Genomic DNA, 17,385 nt, shown 5'->3' on the forward strand with positions numbered 1-17,385 from the left:
GAGTAAGCGCGGTCACATTCGGGGTCAAGACGGCCCCGCTCAGCGGCCCGAACGGGCTGGTCCGCGACTCCCTGCGTGCACGGCGAGGGCGTGCGTGGCAGACGAAGAAGGCCGGCGCCCCAGTGGGGCGCCGGCCTTCGGTCGTGTCTGTTCAGGCGGTGGGGATCAGACGGCCACCAGTACCGCGAGTCGCCGCGCGGTCCGCTGCACGGCCGCGGCGGCCTGGTCGGTGTCGAGGCCGTCGATCGCGACGACGCCCACGCTGCGTTCGAACCCGGCGGTGGCGGCGAGGTTGGCGGGCAGCGCGATTCCGGCCGCGATACCCACGGCGCCGTGTTCGAGCTGGCCACGGGTGAGGCTGAAGCCGTCGGCGCGCGCCTGCCGCACGGCGTCCGAGTCGCGGGGCTGTTCAGGCCGCATCGCAAGGATCGCGATTCCAGCGGCGCCCTGGTCGAGGGGATGCCGGCTGCCGACGCGGTAGCCGACCTTCAGCAGGGTGCCCTCGGGTTCGGCGACCATGATGACCACGCAGTCCGCGGCTTCTGCGACGGAGACGAAGGCGGTCGCCCGCGTCTCGTTCGCGAGGGCGCGGAGCAGCGGTGCGGCGTCGCGGGCGAACTGCGGCTCGAAGCGGGAGGCGAGCACCGCGGCGCCCACCCCGAGCCGAATGCGGCCGTCTTCGGCGCGGGTGACGAGTGCATGCGCCTCCAGGGTGGCGACGATCCGATAGCAGATCGCCCGATGCACGTCGAGCTCCTTCGCCAGGTCCGCGACCGAGATTCCGGCGGGCGCCTGGGCGACGATGTCGAGCGCGCGCAGCCCACGATCGAGGGTCTGCAGGGTGCTCATGTTCATCCTGTCGGGGTTTCGTCCGCGCTCGTTGTCGAGACGGAACTCGAGGGGAAGTCCTGTGTGCAGACAGTAGCCGGGGCGAATAACCCCTTGCGGCACAGTCTGTGCCGCGCCCTCCGGGTGGGCGGCTCGTGGAAGTCCCCGGCCGCGGCGCCTGGTCGGGTTACCGACCCGGGAAATAGTTCAGAGGTATACTAAATGTTCGCGATGGCACACACTTGCGGACGCCGCACGAGCCGTGCGGGCCGGGGGCTGCGCCACGATAGGGTGGCCGCGAGAGGGTGGACGGATGACCAGGGGCGAAGGTATGACGAGGGACCAGGACCGCGCGACGGAGGCCCGGGAGCCGGCCGAGGCCGCGCCCGGCCCGCTCGACTTCTGGTCGTTCATCGACCTCGCCAACCAGCGGCTGAGCACCGAGTACGGGTCCAGTCACCAGCTGGCGACGCAGGTCCTGCTCACCCTCAATCGTGCCGCGAACGTGGTCACCTACGACCTGGAGTCCTCGGTGCACCGGCCCAGGGGGTTGTCGTGGTCCGCGTTCCGGCTGTTGTTCGTGACCTGGCTGGCGGGTCCGATCGAGTCCAAGACCGCGGCCGGCCTGACCGGGATGAGTCGCGCTGCCGTCTCGAACCTGACGAAGTCGCTGGTCGCGAGCGGTCTGCTGGACCGGGCGCCGGACGAGCGGGACGGTCGATCGGTGCAGCTGTCCCTCACCGACAAGGGCCGGCGGGAGATGGCCGAGACCTACCGGGAGCACAACGAGCGCGAGTACGCGTGGGCGAGCGTGCTCACCGAGGCTGAGCAGCACATTCTCGTGATGTTGCTGGACAAGTTGATCACCAACCGCAGCCAGTTCGACGTCCGCGGACGGAACTGACGCTTCCCGGCCCGGCGCCCGCGTCCGGTCGTCTTCCGAAAATTGGATCGGTCCGATGGTTGCGTCCATGCCCGCGAATTAGTTAATCTGTTTACTAACTTCGGTGGGAATCTGCGAGCATCGCTCGCCCTGAGACCGGCGGGCGCCGCTCGCGTCGCGGCTCCGCCGACGTGACGACCACCCACCCCGGTTCGACCGGGGCACGACGACACAGGAGGCCGGCCATGGCGTTCTATCGGCAGCTCGGCAATGTTCCGCCGAAGCGTCACACCCAGCACCGGGACGACGCAGGAGCCCTCTACTTCGAGGAGCTGATGGGAGAGGAGGGCTTCTCCTCGGACTCCTCGCTGCTCTACCACCGCGAGATTCCGTCGGCCATCGTCGACGCGACGGTGTGGGAACTGCGGGACCAGAGCACCACCCCGAACCACCCGCTCAAGCCGCGTCACCTCAAGCTCCACGACCTCTTCCCGGAGGAGACCTGGGCCGAGACCGATGTCGTGACCGGTCGCCGGCTGATCCTCGGCAACGCCGACGTGCGCCTGTCGTACGTGGTCGCGGCGAAGGAGTCGCCGCTCTACCGCAACTCGATCGGCGACGAGATGGTCTACGTCGAATCCGGTGAGGCGACCGTCGAGACCGTCTTCGGCGTGCTCGAAGCCCGCGAAGGCGACTACGTCCTGATCCCGCGGGCCACCACCCACCGGTGGATCCCCAAGGGCGAGAAGGCGTTGCGTGCCTACGCCATCGAGGCGAACAGTCACATCGTGCCGCCCAAGCGGTACCTCTCCCGGTTCGGTCAGCTGCTCGAGAACGCCCCGTTCTGCGAGCGTGACCTGCACGGCCCCGCGGCGCCCCTGCTGGCCGAGGGCACCGACGTGGAGGTCCTGGTCAAGCACCGCACCTCCCGGGGCATCGTCGGCACCCGGATGGTCTACCCGACGCACCCGTTCGACGTCGTCGGCTGGGACGGCTGCCTGTACCCGTACACGTTCAACATCTCCGACTACGAGCCCATCACCGGTCGCGTGCACCAGCCGCCGCCGGCGCATCAGGCGTTCGAGGGCGACAACTTCGTCATCTGCAACTTCGTGCCGCGCAAGGTCGACTACCACCCGCTGTCGATCCCGGTGCCGTACTACCACTCCAACGTGGACTCCGACGAGATCATGTTCTACGTCGGCGGCGACTACGAGGCCCGCAAGGGCTCGGGCATCGGCCAGGGCTCGATCTCGATCCACCCCGGCGGTCACGCGCACGGCCCGCAGCCGGGCGCGTACGAGCGCAGCATCGGCGTCGAGTTCTTCGACGAGCTTGCGGTCATGGTCGACACCTTCCGTCCGCTCGAGCTGGGGGAGGGCGCGCTGGCCTGCGAGGACGACGCCTACGCGTGGTCCTGGTCAGGACGGGGGCCCGGAAAGTGACCATTTCTCCTCTGCTGAAGGGCCTGTGCGACGACGCGGCGCTGTTTCCCCCCGGGAATGCGCCGATGGACGCCGCGGTGCCCGCGCACCTCGCCCACCTGTGCAGTGACCACGCTGCGTTGGTGGGGCCGTTCGTGTTTCCGGCGCCGCGGCTGGATGAGCTGCCCGCGATCGTCGCGGCGCAGGCCGGCGAGTTCGAGCTGAGCCTGACCGTGCCCGGCGGCACCGACGCCGTTCCGGCGGCGCTCGAGAAGCTGCGCGCCATCGACGGCGCGACGCTGGTCGCCATGGAGATCGCCGTGCCGGAGGGGCAGGCCACGTCGGACCTGTTCGCTGCGCTCGACGAGATCGCCACGGCGGCACCGGGTGTGGACATCTTTGTCGAGGTGCCGCGGGACGCCCGTCGCGCCGACGTTCTCGGCGGACTGGCCGGCACGCCATACGCGGCGAAGTTCCGCACCGGCGGCGTCGTGGCTGCCGCCTACCCGGACGAGGCCGAACTGGCCGCCGCGATCTCGGCCGTCGCCGGATCGGGCGGGCGATTCAAGGCGACCGCAGGACTGCACCACGCAGTCCGGAACACGGACCCGGACACGGGATTCGAGCAGCACGGTTTCCTCAACGTCATGCTGGCCACCCATCGGGCCGCCGTCGGTGCGGGTGCTGAGGAGATCGCCGCGACGCTCGCCGACCGGGACGGGGCTCGCCTGGCCGCCGAACTGGCAGCCCTGCCCGCCGAGGCGGTGGACACGCTGCGCGCGTGCTTCCTGTCCTTCGGCACCTGCAGCATCGGTGACCCGCTGACCGAACTGGTCGACCTCGGGTTGGTGCCCGCCACTGTTTCCACGACCCTCGACGAAGGATCCATCGCATGACAGTCATCTCGATCTCAGACGATTCGCTCTTCGGCGTCGCAAACCTGCCGTACGGCGTGTTCTCGACGGCGGATTCCGGCCCACGGGTGGGTGTCCGGGTGGGCGACAGCGTCGTCGACCTCGCGAGGGCCCTCGGCGACGACGTGTTCGCGCAGCCGACCCTCAACGCCTTCATGGCCCAGGGCCGCGAGCGCTGGGTCGCGGTCCGCGCGCAGATCACCGAACTGGTGGCCGGCGAGATCGCCGACGACGCGGTCTTCTCCGTCGGTGACGTCGCGATGCACCTGCCGATCGCGGTCGCCGACTACGTCGACTTCTACGCGTCGGAGAACCACGCGACCAATCTCGGCAAGCTGTTCCGCCCGGATTCGGCTGCACTGATGCCGAACTGGAAGCACCTGCCGGTCGGCTACCACGGCCGCTCCAGCACCGTCATCGTCTCCGGCACCGACATCGTGCGGCCGTGCGGTCAGCGCAAGGCTCCCGCCGATGCCGCGCCGTCGTTCGGTCCGTCGATCCGCCTCGACATCGAGGCCGAGATGGGCTTCATCGTCGGTGTGGGTTCGCCGCTGGGTTCCTCGATCACCCCGGACCAGTTCGCCGAGCACTGCTTCGGCGCCGTGATCCTCAACGACTGGACGGCCCGCGACATCCAGGTGTGGGAGTACGTCCCGCTGGGCCCGAACCTCGGCAAGAGCTTCGCGACGTCCATCTCCCCGTGGGTCGTTCCGCTGCTGGCGCTCGAGGCCGCCCGCGTCGACACCCCGGTCCAGGATCCGACGCCGCTGCCGTACCTGCAGGGCGACGAGAAGTGGGGCCTGGACATCGATCTCGAGGTCGAGTGGAACGGCGACGTCGTGTCCCGTCCGCCCTACGCCCAGATGTACTGGTCGCCCGCGCAGATGCTGGCGCACACCACCGTTAACGGTGCCGCCGCCAGCACGGGCGACCTGTTCGGGTCCGGCACCATCTCGGGTCCGGAGAAGGATCAGCGAGGCGCGTTCATCGAACTGACCTGGGGCGGGGCCGAACCCGTCGCCGTCGGTGACGAGCAGCGCACCTTCCTCGAGGACGGGGACGAGGTCTCGATCTCCGCGACCGCCCCCGGCGCCGACGGCTCCCGCATCGGTTTCGGCGAGGTCCGAGCCCGAATCCTCCCGGCCGTGACGGACGGTGCCCGATGAGCAAGGTCTACGCGAGCGCGGCCGAGGCCGTCGCGGACGTTCAGGACGGTGCCTCGCTGGCCGTCGGCGGGTTCGGCCTGTGCGGAATCCCGAACGCGCTGATCGACGGGCTCGCCGAGCGCGGTGTGTCCGGGCTCGAGGTGTTCTCCAACAACTGTGGCGTCGACGACTGCGGTCTGGGAATTCTCCTGTCCGCGCGTCAGATCCGCCGGGTGACGGCGTCGTACGTCGGCGAGAACAAGGAGTTCGCCCGGCAGTACCTCTCCGGTGAGCTGGAGGTGGAGTTGACGCCGCAGGGCACGCTTGCCGAGCGGCTGCGGGCCGGCGGCGCGGGGATCCCCGCGTTCTTCACCCCGGCCGGCGTCGGCACCCCGGTGTCCGAGGGTGGGCTGCCGTGGCGTTACCACGCCGACGGTTCGGTCGCGATCGCGTCACCGGCGAAGGAGACGCGGGAGTTCGGCGGCAAGACCTTCGTGCTCGAGGAGTCGATCGTCGCGGACTACGCGCTGGTGCACGCCGAGATCGGCGACACCGAGGGCAACCTGGTGTTCAACAAGACCGCGATGAACTTCAACCCGCTGGCCGCGATGGCCGGCCGGGTCACCATCGCCCAGGTCGAGAGGCTGGTCGAGCCGGGTGAACTCGATCCCGCGCAGGTGCACCTGCCGGGGGTGTTCGTCCAGCGAGTGGTGCAGACGGGTCTGCAGGACAAGCGAATCGAGAAGCGGACGGTGTCGGCATGAGCTGGTCACGGGAGCAGATGGCCGCGCGCGCCGCGGTCGAGATGATTGACGGCGAGTACGTGAACCTGGGGATCGGGCTGCCGACCCTGATCCCCAACTACCTCCCCGACGGTGTGAAGGTGGTTCTGCACTCGGAGAACGGCATCCTCGGCACCGGTCCGTACCCGGCGGAGGACAAGGTCGACCCGGACCTGATCAACGCGGGCAAGGAGACCGTCACGGTGAATCCCGGCGCGGCGTTCTTCGATTCGGCGTTGTCGTTCGGCATGATTCGCGGTGGGCACATCGACACCGCGGTTCTCGGTGGCATGCAGGTCTCGCGGAACGGCGACCTCGCCAACTGGATGGTGCCGGGCAAGATGGTCAAGGGCATGGGCGGCGCGATGGACCTGGTGCACGGCGCCCGGAGGGTCATCGTGGTCATGGAACACACCGACCGGGACGGCGGCGCCAAGATCGTGGACGAGTGCACGTTGCCGTTGACCGGTAGGGGCGTGGTGCAGCGGATCATCACGAATCTGGCCGTGATCGACGTCGAGGGCGAGAAACTGGTGCTGCGTGAGCTCGCGCCCGGCGTGACGGTCGAGCAGGTGCAGGAATCGACCGGCGCCGAGCTGGTCGTCGAACTGACAGTCTGAACCGGAAGGCCACGGCCCCGTCCGACCTCTCGGTCGGGCGGGGCCGTCGTCGTGTTCCGCTCAGGTGGTCAGCGTGCCATGTGCTGCGCCGCGCGGTAGGAGAACACCATCGCGGTGCCCAGCGGGACGCCGGGGCCGGGGTAGAAGGCGCCGCTGAGCGAGGCGCTGGTGTTGCCGGCCGCGTAGAGGCCCTCGACGACGGTGCCGTCGGCGCGCAGCACCCGGGCGTCGACGTCGGTGACCAGGCCGCCCTTGGTGCCGAGGTCGCTGAGCACGATCCGCGCCGCGTAGAACGGGCCGTTCTCGATCGCCGTCAGGGCCGCGTTCGGGCCGCCGTTGGGCGGGCAGAAGAAGGCGTCGTACGGGTCCTCGCCGCGGTGGAACTGCTCGTCGACGCCGGTCTTGGCGAAGCCGTTGAACTGCTCGACGCTGGCGCGCAGCGCGTCCGCRGGCAGCCCCGTCTTGGCGGCGAGTTCCTCGAGGGTGTCCGCCTGCACCCAGGTGCCGGCCTCGAGGTGCTTCGCGGGCGCGGTGTTCGGGATGCTGATGCCGGGCAGCCTGCCACCCTCGCGCGAGTCGAAGATCATCCACGACGGGACGGCATCGCCGGTTGTGTTGCGTGCGTGCATGGCCCGGCCGAACTGGTCGTAGGGCAGCGACTCGTTCAGGTAGCGCTCGCCGGTCGCGTCGACCACGATGCCGCCGCGGATGCCGACCAGGAACGCGGCCGAGCCGTCCGGCTGCTCGACGCCGGGGCAGAACCAGGCCTGGTCCAGCAGCGCGGTGGCGCCGCCGGCCGCGACGCCGGCCGCGATCGCCTCGCCGGTGTTGGCGCCGAACGGACCCATGCTCCAGGCCGCCTTGCCGGGGGTGCCGGACTGCTCGCGGACCTCGGCGTTGCCCTCGATGCCGCCGGCGGCCATCAGCACGCCGTGGCTGCCGCCGATGCGCAGCTTCTCGCCCTTGCTCTCCGCCTCGACGCCGACCACGCGACCGTCCTCGACGACGAGGCCGGTGACCCGGACACCGGTTCGCAGCACGGCGTTCCCGGTGCCCACCACGGCGGCGAGCAGGCGTCCGATCAGGGCCCGTCCACCGATCATCGGGCCGGGTGCGTGGCCCTGCCCGGTGCGGTCCTGGTCCAGCTCGGGACGCACCTGGTCGGCCAGGTCGCCGATGGCGGCCGGGTCGAGGTCGAGCGGGTTGATCGAGCGGCCGGTGTCCATCCGACCCTCGGCCTTGTAGTAGTCGGGAAAGGCCCGGAACTCGAACTCGATGTTCGGGTCCTGCTCGAGCAGCGCAACGACGGCGGGGGCGGTGTCGACGTAGGCGTCCTGCCGCGCCGACTCGGCGTCGCCGAGCAGGGAACGGAGGTAGGTGCGGGCGTTCTCGGTGGAGTCGGGCAGGGACGCGCGCTCCTGGACCTGAGTGCCCGGCAGCCAGATGGAGGCGCCGGAGTACGAGGAGGTGCCGCCGAACAGGTCGGTCTTCTCCAGCACCACGGTGCGCAGCCCCTGTGACGCCGCAGCGTATGCACCGGTCAGGGCGCCGCCGCCGGACCCCACCACCACCACGTCGAACTCGTCGGTCCAAGCCTGCATTGGATTTCCCTCCATCGTGCCGGTCGACGCACTGGGCAGTGTCGACTCACCGGCAAAAGGCAATCGCAGGAGGGTCCCCGGTGGGACCCGCATTCCCACTGAGCGGAACCCGGGGTCGTGCATGCTCTACAGATGTAAGGATTGACCGGCGTATGTGAAGTGTGAACAGAAGGTGGGGATCATGCCGAGGCTTTCGGAAGCGCGGGACGCGGCCGAACCGAGTTCGGTGGAACAGGTGGCCCGGCACGGCCGGATCCTGGACGCGGCCGCGCAGCTTGCAGCGGAGAAGGACCTCGAGCGGGTCCAGATGCACGAGGTGGCGAAGCTGGCGGGGGTCGCGATCGGCACCCTCTACCGGTACTTCCCGTCGAAGACGCACCTGTTCGTCGCGGTGATGGTGGACCAGATCGACCAGATGGCGGACGGCTTCGCGCGGCGACCGCGGACCTTCGCGTCGCCGGCCGACGGGGTGTACGACCTGCTGCTGCGGGCGAACCGTGCGCTGATGCGCCGCCCCAAGCTGGCTACCGCGATGATCCAGTCGACGGCGAGCTCGAACGCGGCGACCATTCCGGACGTCGCGAAGATCGACCGGCACTTCGAGGCGATGCTGCTCCGGTCCGCGGGGATCGTGGAGCCGACCGTCCGGGACACCACCGTCATCCGGTTGATGGTCGCCCTGTGGTTCGGCCTGATCCAGTCGGGGCTGAACGGTCGGGCGTCGATCCCGGACACCGAGTCGGACCTGCGCACGGCCTGCGACCTGCTGCTGGTGGACCTGTCCAGCTCGCCCGGGCGCCGCTGACCGCCCGCACCTTTCCGTCCACGACCCCGGTCGCCGCTCGCGGCACCGGGGTCGCGTCGTGTCCGGGGTGCTCGAGGCGTCGCCACGACGGGCGTGCGGACCGGCCATTGCCACCGAATTGTAAATAGAATACATTCCAGAAATGAGCTCGAACTGCGCCGCGGTCGAGCCCCGGTCCCGGCGCCGTGCGTCGGCATCTGAGCAAGGGGAACTGTCATGAGCAATGTCGTCATCGTCGAGGCCGCCCGGACGCCGATCGGCCGTCGCCGCGGCGCCCTGGCCGGCCTGCACCCCACCGAACTGCTCGGTGCCGCCCAGCGCGGCGTCCTCGAGCGCGCCGGGGTGGCCCCGGAGCAGATCGGCCAGATCATCGGCGGCGCCGTCACCCAGGTCGGCGAGCAGTCCAACAACGTCGCGCGAAACGCCTGGCTGCACGCGGGACTGCCGCACACCACCGCAGCGACCACGATCGACTGCGCGTGCGGCTCCTCGCAGCAGGCCGTGCACCTGGTCGCCGGCCTCATCGCCTCCGGCCAGGTCGACGCCGGCATCGGCTGCGGCGTGGAGTCGATGAGCCGGGTGTTCCTCGGGCAGGCACTGGCGCCGGGCACCGGGCTGCCCTACCCGGCCGACTGGAACATCGACCTGGGTGACCAGTTCACGTCCGTCGAGCGGATCGCGATCAACCGCGGCATCAAGCGCGGCGACGTCGACGCCCTCGGGCTCGAGTCCCAGCGGCGGGCCGCCCAGGCCTGGGCGGAGGGGCGTTTCGACCGCGAGATCGTGCCGGTGCAGGCGCCCGTCGTCGACAAGGAGGGCACCCCTTCCGGCGAGATCGCCACCGTCACCCGCGACGGCGGCCTGCGCGAGACCACCGCCGAGGCGCTGGCCGCGCTCAAGTCGGTCGTCGAGGGCGGCGTCCACACCGCGGGCAACTCCTCGCAGATCAGCGACGGCGCGGCGGCGGTGCTGCTGATGAGCGAGGAGAAGGCCGCGGAGCTGGGCCTGCGTCCCCGCGCCCGGATCGTCAGCTCGGGCATGGTCGGATCCGACCCGTACTACCACCTCGACGGCCCGATCGACGCCACCCGGCACGTGCTGGCCAAGGCCGGCATGACCCTCGGCGACATCGACCGCGTCGAGATCAACGAGGCCTTCGCGGCGGTCGTGCTGTCCTGGGCCCAGGTGCTCGAGGCCGACATGAGCAAGGTCAACGTCAACGGCGGCGCCATCGCGCTCGGCCACCCCGTCGGCTCCACCGGCGCCCGGCTGATCACCTCCGCGCTGCACGAGCTCGAGCGGTCGGACACCTCCACGGCGCTGATCACGATGTGCGCCGGCGGCGCCCTGTCGACCGCCACCGTCATCGAACGCATCTGACCGGAGAGTCCGGCCGACCCCTCAGGGGTGGGCCATGCTCACCGAGACCTATAGAATTTCTTCTACTTTCTGAGGACTGTCGATGACCATTGGACTGAGTGACGAAGACCGCGACCTCCGCGACTCGGTGCGGGGCTGGGCCGCGCGCCACGCCACGCCCGCCGTCGTCCGGGACGCCGTCGAGGCCAAGCGCGAGGAGCGTCCCGGGTACTGGGCGGCGCTCGCGGAGCAGGGGCTGCTCGGACTGCACCTGCCGGAGGAGTTCGGCGGCGCCGGCTACGGGCTGGTCGAGCTCGCCGTGGTGGTCGAGGAACTCGGACGCTCGATGGTCCCCGGCCCGTTCCTGCCCACCGTGCTGGTCAGCGCGGTGCTCGCGGACGCCGGCCGCACCGGCGAGCTCGCCGGCCTGGCGGACGGCTCCACACTGGGCGCGGTCGCGCTGCAGCCGGGGACGCTGCGCCTGGTTCGCGAGGGCGGCAGTGTCCGGCTGACGGGCACCTCCAGCCACGTGCTCGGTGGGCAAGTCGGGGACCTCCTCCTCGTCGCGGCCCGCGACGGCGACGCCACCGCGTGGGTGCTGCTGCGCAGGGACCGCCTCGAGCTCACCGACCTGCACAGCTACGACGTGGTCCGTCGCAACGCGGAGTTCACCGTCGACGGCCTCGAGCTCGCTGCCGACGAACTGCTCGCGGTGGACCCGCAGCGGGTGCCGGACCTGGCCGCGACGCTGTTCGCCGCCGAGGCGTCCGGCCTCGCTGACTGGGCGGTCGCCACCGCCGCGGAGTACGCGAAGGTGCGTCAGCAGTTCGGGCGGCCGATCGGGCAGTTCCAGGGCGTCAAGCACAAGGCCGCGCGGATGCTCACCCTGGCCGAGCAGGCCCGGGTCTGCGCGTGGGACGCGGCGCGGGCGATGACCCCCGGCAACGGTGTCACCGCGGTCGAGGCCTCCCTCGCGGCGGCCGTGGCCGGCGCCACCGCGGTCGAGGCCGGCTTCTCGGTCACCCGGGACTGCATCCAGGTGCTCGGCGGAATCGGCTACACCTGGGAGCACGACGCGCACCTCTACCTGCGCCGCGCCCAGTCGCTGCGCATCCTGCTCGGCTCCACCGCGAGCTGGCGTCGCCGCGTCGCCCAGCTGACAGTCGACGGGACCCGTCGCGTGCTCAGCGTCGAACTGCCGCCGGAGGCCGAGCAGGTGCGCACCGACGTGCGCGCCGAGCTGGCCGCCGCGGTCCAGCTCTCCGGTGCCGAGCGCACCGCGTACCTGGCCGAGAAGGGCTACACCGCACCGCACTTCGCGGCGCCCTGGGGCAAGGGTGCCGACGCGGTCGGCCAGCTGGTGATCGCCGAGGAACTGCGCGCGGCGGAGCTCGAACCGCACGACATGATCATCGGCAACTGGGTCGTTCCGACCCTGATCGCGCACGGCAACGCCGAGCAGTTGGCGCGCTTCGTGCCGCCGTCGCTGCGCGGCGACATCGTCTGGTGCCAGCTGTTCTCCGAGCCGGGCGCCGGCTCCGACCTCGCCGGCCTGAGCACCAAGGCCACCAAGGTCGACGGCGGCTGGAAGCTGCAGGGCCAGAAGGTCTGGACGTCGATGGCCCGCGACGCGCACTGGGGCATCTGCCTCGCGCGCACCGATGCCGACGTGCCCAAGCACAAGGGCCTGTCGTACTTCCTGATCGACATGCGGAACACCGAGGGCCTCGACATCCGGCCGCTGCGCGAGATCACCGGAGAGGCACTGTTCAACGAGGTGTTCTTCGACGACGTCTTCGTCCCGGACGAGTTGCTGGTCGGCGGGCCGGGCGACGGCTGGAAGCTGGCCCGCACCACCCTGGCCAACGAGCGGGTCTCGCTCTCGAACGACTCGTCCCTCGGCTCCGGCGGCGAGGCGCTGCTCGACCTCGTCGACACGCTGCCCGGCGGCATCGACGACGAGCAGCTCACCGTCCTCGGAAAGGTGCTGTGCGACGCGCAGTCCGGCGGACTGCTGGGCCTGCGCACCACCCTGCGTTCGCTCACCGGCGCCCAGCCGGGCGCGGAGTCCTCGGTGGCCAAGCTGATCGGCGTCGAGCACCTGCAGCAGGTGTGGGACGTCGCGATGGAGTGGGCGGGGCCGTCCTCGCTGCTCGGCGACCAGCACCGGATGTCGGCGACCCAGATGTTCCTCAATTCCCAGTGCATGTCCATCGCAGGTGGTACCACCAATGTTCAGCTGAACATCATCGGCGAGCGGATCCTCGGGCTCCCGCGTGACCCCGAGCCCGGAAAGTGAGTTCTACTGTGTCGGATCAAATGCAGACCAACCGAACCTTCGTCGTCGGCGTCGGCATGACCAAGTTCGAGAAGATCGAGTCTCGTGACTGGCAGTACCCGGACATGGTGTCCGAGGCCGTGGGTGCCGCGCTCGCCGACGCCGGCGTCTCGTACGACCAGGTGCAGCGCGCCGCGGTCGGCTACGTCTTCCAGCCGTCGGCCGCCGGCCAGCGGGCGCTGTACGAGACGGGCCTGACCGGCATCCCGATCGTCAACGTCAACAACAACTGCGCCACCGGCTCGTCGGCGCTGATGATGGCCCGCGAGTGGGTGCAGGGCGGCATCGTCGACGTCGCGCTCGCGGTGGGCTTCGAGAAGATGACCAAGACGGCCCTCACCGGCACCGGCGAGGTGCCCAAGGTCTCCACGCTCGACGACCACCTCGAGGTCATGACCGCCAAGCACGAGTGGGGTCGCGGCCCGATGACGGCGCAGCTGTTCGGCAACGCGGCGCTCGAGCACATGGAGCGCTACGGCACCACCGTCGAGCAGATCGCGTCCGTCGCGGTGAAGAACCACAAGCACTCGGTGAACAACCCGTACGCGCAGTTCCGTGACGAGTACACGCTGGCGCAGGTGTTGGACGACAAGATGATCCACGCCCCGCTCACCCGCTCGCAGTGCTCGCCCACCTCGGACGGTGCGGGCGCCGCGATCGTGGTCAGCGAACGCTTCGTGCGCGAGCACGGCCTCGAGGACCAGGCGATCGAGATCGTCGCCCAGGCGCTCACCACCGACACCGCGGAGGCGTTCGCGGAGCAGTCGATGATCGACGTGGTCGGGGCCCCGATGACGCGGGCCGCGGCCGAGCAGGTGTTCGCCGAGTCCGGCCTCACCATCGAGGACGTCGACGTCATCGAACTGCACGACTGCTTCGCGATCAACGAGATCATCACGTACGAGGGCCTCGGCCTGTGCGGCGCGGGCGAGGGCGGCAAGCTCGTCGAGTCCGGCGCCACCACCTACGGCGGCCAGTGGGTCGTCAACCCGTCCGGCGGGCTGATCTCGAAGGGGCATCCGCTCGGCGCCACCGGCCTGGCGCAGTGCGCCGAGCTGACCTGGCAGCTGCGCGGCCAGGCCRACGCCCGCCAGGTCGACGGCGCCCGCGTGGGCCTGCAACACAACCTCGGCCTCGGTGGCGCGTGCGTGGTCACGCTGTACCGGGCCGGCACCATCTCGAAGGAGTCTCAGTAAGCATGCCGATCGATGTGGCGGCCGCACTGGCCGCCGAACCCACTGTCCGCGAGGCCAACTGGACCGAGCGCGACGTGCTGCTCTACCACCTGGGCCTGGGTGCCGGTGTGAACTCGCTGGATCCGGCCGAGCTCGGCTGGGTCTACGAGAAGGGCCTGCGGGTGCTGCCGACGTTCGCCATGGTCGCCGGCCAGGGCGTCTCGGCCGGCAACCTGAAGCCTGCCGGGATGAACATGCCGGGCATCGACATCGACCTGCGCAAGATCCTGCACGCCGGGCAGTCGCTGACCGTGCACGCCCCGATCCCCGCGAACGGCGCGGCCCGGGTCTCGTCCCGGGTGGCGAACGTGTGGGACAAGGGCAAGGCCGCGATGATCGTGCTCGAACAGGCCGCCGCCGACCTCGACGGAAACCCGTTGTGGACCACCGAGATGCAGATCTGGGCCCGCGGCGAGGGCGGTTTCGGCGGCGACGCCGGACCCGAGGCCTCCGCGGCCGTACCCGAGCGTGCGCCCGACGCGGTGCTGGTGTCGGCGACCAGCCCGCAGCAGGCGCTGGTGTACCGGCTCAGCGGCGACATGAACCCGCTGCACGCGGACCCCGCGTTCGCGAAGATGGCCGGCTTCGAGCAGCCGATCCTGCACGGGCTCGCGTCGTTCGGCATCGTCTGCAAGGCGGTCGTGGACGGGCTGCTCGACGGCGACCCGTCGCGGGTGCGCAGCCTGTCGGTGCGCTTCGCGGGGTCGGTGTACCCGGGCGAGACGATCGAGACCTCCGTCTGGCGGGACGGGGACAGCCTGACCCTGCTCGCGACCTGTCCGGAACGGGACGGCTCGACCGTGCTGACCCACGCAACCATGGAGGTTCGGTCTTGAACGTCGGAGAGCACCCCACCGCCCAGACCCACGCACACGGGACGGTGCTGACGTCGGCGCCGCAGGACGCGCCGGTGGACCGGGCGACCGCCGCGGCCCGCCGCGTGATCGACGCGATGCTGCGCACCGACCGGGGCAATGCCAACCTGGACCGGGTCGCGGAGGAGCTCAACAGCATCGCCGACCATCTCGAGGAGCACGCTCCCGAGGTGGCGGAACGGCTCATCGACATGTGGGGTGGCGAGGGCGTCACGCGCCACGACCCGGTGACCGGACCGGAGAACGCGATCGCGCCGCCGCTGGTACTGGCGGGACTCGATGACGGCTCGGTGCAGGGCGTCGTCACGCTGACCCTGCCGTACCAGGGACCTCCCGGGTGCGTGCACGGCGGCGTCTCGGCGCTGATCCTCGACCACGTGCTCGGCGTCGCGAACGCGTGGGGCGGCAAGGCAGGCATGACCGCGCAGCTGAACGTGCGGTACCACCGCCCGACCCCGCTGTTCGAGCCGCTGACGATCACCGGCAAGCAGATATCGGTGGAGGGTCGCAAGATCCACACCGTCGGCGACATCAAGACGGAGGCCGGCGACGTGTGCGTCTCGGTCGAGGGTCTGTTCATCGACGCGGCGGTGCCGCGCCCCCGCTGACCCACCCCCACACCCGACCGAATGTCGCATTCGTTCAGTTCAGATGAACGAATGCGACATTCGGTCGACCGGAGCGAGCCGAAGTTTCTGTTGCAGAGGAGTGCGAGCATGGGCAAGTTGGCCGGACGGGTCGCCATCGTCACCGGTGCGGGCATGGGCATCGGCCGCGGCGTCGCGGGTGCGCTGGCCCGCGAGGGCGCGGACGTGCTGGTCGCGGAGATCGACGACCGCGCGGGCGCCGACACCGCAAAGTGGCTGCGCGACGAGTGGGGCGTGCGGGCGAGGTTCGTGAGCACCGACGTCACGGAGCAGGACCAGGTGCACGCGATGGTCGACGCGGCGGTCGAGGAGTTCGGCCGGCTCGACATCCTGGTCAACAACGCTTGGCGCACACTCGGGTACGACCGCCTGGAGAGGACCGACGCGGAGAGTATGCGGGCCGGTTTCGACATGGCCGTGATGGCCGCGTTCTGGTCGATGCAGCGTGCATTTCCGGAACTCGCGAAGCACGGCACCGGGCGCGTGGTCAACATGTGCAGTCTCAACGGCGTCAATGCGCACATGTACTCCGTGTCCTACAACGCGGCCAAGGAGGCTCTGCGCACCCTCACCCGCACAGCTGCCCGGGAGTGGGCACCGAAGCAGGTGTGCTGCAACGTGATCTGCCCCGGCGCGCAGAGTGCGGCCTACCAGCGGGTGGCCGATGCCAATCCTCAGATGGCCGCGTCGATGGCCTCGGCCAACCCGATGGGACGCATCGGCGACCCGCTCGACGACATCGGTCCGGTGGTGGCGTTCCTGGCGAGTGACGAGTCGCGGTACGTCACCGGGAACACGATGTTCGTCGACGGCGGCGGACACATCAACGGTGTGCAGTGGGCGCCGCAGGTGGACTGAATCGTCATCCCGACCCGATTCGCGATGCGGTCACGGCGGTCGGCGCGGATACTCGAATCKACGGACGACAATCGTGACGAGGACGACCGGTGAGGAGCTGCTCGATGGACGGAGAAGGCGGAGGTACTCCCTCTCAGCTGATCGACGCGAGAATCCAGGAGTTGGACGACTGGCGGGGCGAGACACTCGACCGGATCCGGCGTCTCATCCACCAGGCCGACCCCGACGTGGTGGAGGAGTGGAAGTGGCGAGGGGTCCCGGTGTGGTCGCACGCCGGCATGATCTGCACCGGTGAGACGTACAAGAGCGCGGTGAAGGTGACCTTTGCCAAGGGCGCGTCGTTGGCCGACCCGGCCTCCCTCTTCAATTCCAGCCTCGAAGGCAACACCAGGCGTGCCATCGACTTCCATGAGGGCGATGTTGTCGACGAAGAGGCATTGAAGGCACTCGTTCATGCCGCCGTGGCACTGAACACGTCGTCGGCAGGCACGCGCCGCGGGAAGTGATGCGATTCGCGCCATTCGGCGGTCACTGGGCGTCGGACAGGCACTCGCTCGTGACCTGACGCCAGTGCCGCTGATGTGGCGGTCTCCGATGGGAGCGCCGTTTCGGCCGGTCGGTGGGCGCAGGTGACATGGCGCCCACCGACATCGGACGGGTGACGATCAGCCGCAGCCGAGCGTCAGACCAGGGCCTTGGCCTTGAGCTGCTCGAACTCGGCCTGCGTGATGGTGCCCGCGTCGAGCAGTGTCTTTGCCTCGGCGATCTGGGCCGCCCCGGACTGGCCGGCGACCTCGCGGATGTAGCTGTCGGCGGCCTGCTTGGCCTCGACGTTTGCCTCGCGGTTCCGCTCCGCGATGCCCTTGCCGCGGGTGAGCAGGTAGACGAAGGCAGCCAGGTACGGCAGGAGGATCAGGAAGATGATCCACAGGACGCGGGCAACGCCCGACATCTTTCGATCGCGGAACAGGTCGGTGAGGACCTGGAACAGGACCAGCAGGTAAGCGACAAACGCGAAAACCAAGAGCGTGTACCAGAGCAGATCCCAGATCGAATCCATCACAGTGAGAT

General features: G+C 69.9%; 17 protein-coding genes. 14 read left to right on the plus strand and 3 right to left on the minus strand.

Annotated elements, in window-relative coordinates; all coding sequences use genetic code 11:
* Positions 1 to 165: 165 nt before the first annotated feature.
* Positions 166 to 849 (minus strand): IclR family transcriptional regulator, encoded by a 684-nt coding sequence (locus AC1DU4_RS09350; protein ID WP_477839176.1) that lies wholly within the window; start codon positions 847 to 849, stop codon positions 166 to 168.
* A gap of 310 nt (positions 850 to 1,159) precedes the next feature.
* Here AC1DU4_RS09350 and AC1DU4_RS09355 point away from each other — a divergent pair, with 310 nt between their 5' ends.
* The 6 genes from AC1DU4_RS09355 to AC1DU4_RS09380 all read left to right on the plus strand — a co-directional run bounded on the left by AC1DU4_RS09355 (position 1,160) and on the right by AC1DU4_RS09380 (position 6,596).
* Positions 1,160 to 1,732: a MarR family winged helix-turn-helix transcriptional regulator gene (locus AC1DU4_RS09355; RefSeq protein ID WP_477839178.1), complete on the plus strand. Its 573-nt coding sequence runs from the start codon at positions 1,160 to 1,162 to the stop codon at positions 1,730 to 1,732.
* A 224-nt stretch (positions 1,733 to 1,956) separates the two neighbouring features.
* Complete coding sequence (locus AC1DU4_RS09360; protein WP_477839180.1) at positions 1,957 to 3,156, plus strand: homogentisate 1,2-dioxygenase; 1,200 nt, start codon at positions 1,957 to 1,959, stop codon at positions 3,154 to 3,156.
* Complete coding sequence (locus AC1DU4_RS09365; RefSeq protein WP_477839182.1) at positions 3,153 to 4,031, plus strand: hypothetical protein; 879 nt, start codon at positions 3,153 to 3,155, stop codon at positions 4,029 to 4,031. Before AC1DU4_RS09360 ends, AC1DU4_RS09365 begins: the two co-directional genes overlap by 4 nt.
* Positions 4,028 to 5,215: a fumarylacetoacetase gene (fahA, locus tag AC1DU4_RS09370; RefSeq protein WP_477839184.1), complete on the plus strand. Its 1,188-nt coding sequence runs from the start codon at positions 4,028 to 4,030 to the stop codon at positions 5,213 to 5,215. The genes AC1DU4_RS09365 and fahA overlap by 4 nt, the downstream gene beginning before the upstream one ends.
* Positions 5,212 to 5,958: a CoA transferase subunit A gene (locus tag AC1DU4_RS09375; protein WP_072843473.1), complete on the plus strand. Its 747-nt coding sequence runs from the start codon at positions 5,212 to 5,214 to the stop codon at positions 5,956 to 5,958. The genes fahA and AC1DU4_RS09375 overlap by 4 nt, the downstream gene beginning before the upstream one ends.
* A complete protein-coding gene (locus tag AC1DU4_RS09380; protein ID WP_477839186.1) occupies positions 5,955 to 6,596 on the plus strand; it encodes a CoA transferase subunit B in 642 nt (213 codons plus the stop codon). Before AC1DU4_RS09375 ends, AC1DU4_RS09380 begins: the two co-directional genes overlap by 4 nt.
* 68 nt (positions 6,597 to 6,664) lie before the next feature.
* On the opposite strand, the gene AC1DU4_RS09385 is transcribed toward AC1DU4_RS09380, so the two are convergent.
* Positions 6,665 to 8,197 carry an FAD-dependent oxidoreductase gene (locus AC1DU4_RS09385; protein WP_477839188.1) on the minus strand — a complete coding sequence of 511 codons (1,533 nt, stop codon included), beginning with the start codon at positions 8,195 to 8,197 and terminating at the stop codon, positions 6,665 to 6,667.
* Between the two features lie 181 nt (positions 8,198 to 8,378).
* On the opposite strand from AC1DU4_RS09385, the gene AC1DU4_RS09390 reads away from it, so the two are divergent.
* From AC1DU4_RS09390 to AC1DU4_RS09425, 8 genes are all read left to right on the plus strand, one after another.
* Entirely contained in the window at positions 8,379 to 9,002 is a 624-nt protein-coding gene (locus AC1DU4_RS09390; protein ID WP_477839190.1) for a TetR/AcrR family transcriptional regulator, read from the plus strand.
* A 216-nt stretch (positions 9,003 to 9,218) separates the two neighbouring features.
* Complete coding sequence (locus AC1DU4_RS09395; RefSeq protein WP_477839192.1) at positions 9,219 to 10,382, plus strand: steroid 3-ketoacyl-CoA thiolase; 1,164 nt, start codon at positions 9,219 to 9,221, stop codon at positions 10,380 to 10,382.
* A gap of 82 nt (positions 10,383 to 10,464) precedes the next feature.
* Positions 10,465 to 12,660 (plus strand): acyl-CoA dehydrogenase, encoded by a 2,196-nt coding sequence (locus AC1DU4_RS09400; protein ID WP_477839194.1) that lies wholly within the window; start codon positions 10,465 to 10,467, stop codon positions 12,658 to 12,660.
* Positions 12,661 to 12,680: 20 nt separating this feature from the next.
* Complete coding sequence (locus AC1DU4_RS09405) at positions 12,681 to 13,895, plus strand: lipid-transfer protein (protein WP_477839196.1); 1,215 nt, start codon at positions 12,681 to 12,683, stop codon at positions 13,893 to 13,895.
* A 2-nt stretch (positions 13,896 to 13,897) separates the two neighbouring features.
* Positions 13,898 to 14,770 (plus strand): MaoC/PaaZ C-terminal domain-containing protein, encoded by an 873-nt coding sequence (locus AC1DU4_RS09410; RefSeq protein WP_477839198.1) that lies wholly within the window; start codon positions 13,898 to 13,900, stop codon positions 14,768 to 14,770.
* The gene (locus tag AC1DU4_RS09415) at positions 14,767 to 15,417 is read left to right on the plus strand and encodes a PaaI family thioesterase (RefSeq protein WP_477839200.1); all 651 of its coding nucleotides are present in this window, start codon (positions 14,767 to 14,769) and stop codon (positions 15,415 to 15,417) included. The genes AC1DU4_RS09410 and AC1DU4_RS09415 overlap by 4 nt, the downstream gene beginning before the upstream one ends.
* A 108-nt stretch (positions 15,418 to 15,525) precedes the next feature.
* Positions 15,526 to 16,314: an SDR family NAD(P)-dependent oxidoreductase gene (locus tag AC1DU4_RS09420; protein ID WP_477839202.1), complete on the plus strand. Its 789-nt coding sequence runs from the start codon at positions 15,526 to 15,528 to the stop codon at positions 16,312 to 16,314.
* Positions 16,315 to 16,418: 104 nt separating this feature from the next.
* Positions 16,419 to 16,820: a DUF1801 domain-containing protein gene (locus AC1DU4_RS09425; protein WP_477839204.1), complete on the plus strand. Its 402-nt coding sequence runs from the start codon at positions 16,419 to 16,421 to the stop codon at positions 16,818 to 16,820.
* Between the two features lie 176 nt (positions 16,821 to 16,996).
* Here the strand turns inward: AC1DU4_RS09425 and AC1DU4_RS09430 are convergent, their stop codons facing one another.
* Entirely contained in the window at positions 16,997 to 17,374 is a 378-nt protein-coding gene (locus AC1DU4_RS09430; protein WP_477839206.1) for an SHOCT domain-containing protein, read from the minus strand.
* Positions 17,375 to 17,385: the final 11 nt, after the last annotated feature.

The organism is Rhodococcus sp. P4_F5 (assembly GCF_056401315.1).

Bases quoted from the DNA above. Each gene is read 5' to 3' on its own strand.
- AC1DU4_RS09425 (WP_477839204.1), top strand. From the start codon at position 16,419: ATGGACGGAGAAGGCGGAGGTACTCCCTCTCAGCTGATCGACGCGAGA.
- AC1DU4_RS09375 (WP_072843473.1), top strand. From the start codon at position 5,212: ATGAGCAAGGTCTACGCGAGCGCGGCCGAGGCCGTCGCGGACGTTCAG.
- AC1DU4_RS09380 (WP_477839186.1), top strand. From the start codon at position 5,955: ATGAGCTGGTCACGGGAGCAGATGGCCGCGCGCGCCGCGGTCGAGATG.
- AC1DU4_RS09350 (WP_477839176.1), bottom strand. From the start codon at position 849: ATGAGCACCCTGCAGACCCTCGATCGTGGGCTGCGCGCGCTCGACATC.
- fahA (WP_477839184.1), top strand. From the start codon at position 4,028: ATGACAGTCATCTCGATCTCAGACGATTCGCTCTTCGGCGTCGCAAAC.
- AC1DU4_RS09360 (WP_477839180.1), top strand. From the start codon at position 1,957: ATGGCGTTCTATCGGCAGCTCGGCAATGTTCCGCCGAAGCGTCACACC.
- AC1DU4_RS09420 (WP_477839202.1), top strand. From the start codon at position 15,526: ATGGGCAAGTTGGCCGGACGGGTCGCCATCGTCACCGGTGCGGGCATG.
- AC1DU4_RS09410 (WP_477839198.1), top strand. From the start codon at position 13,898: ATGCCGATCGATGTGGCGGCCGCACTGGCCGCCGAACCCACTGTCCGC.
- AC1DU4_RS09355 (WP_477839178.1), top strand. From the start codon at position 1,160: ATGACGAGGGACCAGGACCGCGCGACGGAGGCCCGGGAGCCGGCCGAG.
- AC1DU4_RS09430 (WP_477839206.1), bottom strand. From the start codon at position 17,374: ATGGATTCGATCTGGGATCTGCTCTGGTACACGCTCTTGGTTTTCGCG.
- AC1DU4_RS09395 (WP_477839192.1), top strand. From the start codon at position 9,219: ATGAGCAATGTCGTCATCGTCGAGGCCGCCCGGACGCCGATCGGCCGT.
- AC1DU4_RS09400 (WP_477839194.1), top strand. From the start codon at position 10,465: ATGACCATTGGACTGAGTGACGAAGACCGCGACCTCCGCGACTCGGTG.
- AC1DU4_RS09390 (WP_477839190.1), top strand. From the start codon at position 8,379: ATGCCGAGGCTTTCGGAAGCGCGGGACGCGGCCGAACCGAGTTCGGTG.